A 985-nucleotide genomic window follows, 5' to 3' on the forward strand; every position below is an offset into this window, starting at 1 on the left:
CTACAGGGTTGAGCGATACTCGTCGTCCAACCCTGCCATCTTCTTTTTGGCCACTATACTCGCGCGTTTTGTCTGGTCTTGCTTGAACAAGGTCATTGCTATTTTTCTCATCACATTAAAAGCAAGCGGACCTCGGCCTTTACGGATCCGTGATTCATCTTCTCTGAATGTCATCTCTAACACCCAATGCATACTTTCTACTTGCCAGTGATTTCGCACAGAAGATAACGCCTGCTCTGCATTTAAATCTAATGAGCTAATGTACCAACGTGTTTCAGTGGTTTCTTTACCTGTCGTTTTTTCATGTACGTCTGATGTCACTTTGATAATGCTTTTTAAGCCAACCCACTGATATTTATTATTTAACCAACTTTTATTAACCAGCACTTGCTGACAACGTCTTGTTTTAATTCACCCTGTAGACCAGAATGATGACCTTTAAGCGCTAGAATATAATCAGCCTTTTGCTTAACGATTAGCTTTGCTATCTCTTTTTCATCCGCTTTTAATCGGCAGATAACACGGGCAATAGTGTCATGCCGAGGAATACCTGCTTTAAAAGGACGATACTGACGAAGCCAATCAAGCTTTAGATGTCCAAAGTTTTCAATGTCTTCCCATCCTTCAGAGCCTGACATAACCGCACTTATAGCGAGTAAAACAATATCTAATAAGTTATGTTTTTTACAACGCTCAATACGGGGATCCGCAATCGAATCAAAAAGTTTTAAAAAAGTAGCAGTCATTAACATCACCAAAAAAGAGTATTTGGTGATCTGATCGCTACTTGAGCATAAAGTTCAATTTATAATGATCTTGCCGTGGTGGCGAACAGCATGGAGGTAACCGGGAAGAGGTTCCAGCAACAAACACCTTTCGTAGTAGCCATATCGTTGACCGATGATGGCCAGCCATTACACATGAATATGATGTTGTGATGGTTTTAGACCCAAAAATAAAGACTGGGCAGATATGCATCTATCAG

2 pseudogenes are annotated in these 985 nt (G+C 40.5%); one reads left to right on the forward strand and one right to left on the reverse strand.

The annotated features are described in order from the left end of the window. A pseudogene (locus KT99_RS23680) lies at positions 1-746 on the reverse strand (ISAs1 family transposase). 77 nt (positions 747-823) lie between these two features. On the opposite strand from KT99_RS23680, the pseudogene KT99_RS21850 reads away from it, so the two are divergent. Next, positions 824-985 (forward strand): annotated as a pseudogene (locus KT99_RS21850) (IS1595 family transposase); the annotation flags it as partial.

The organism is Shewanella benthica KT99 (genome assembly GCF_000172075.1).
Taxonomy (GTDB): domain Bacteria; phylum Pseudomonadota; class Gammaproteobacteria; order Enterobacterales; family Shewanellaceae; genus Shewanella; species Shewanella benthica_A.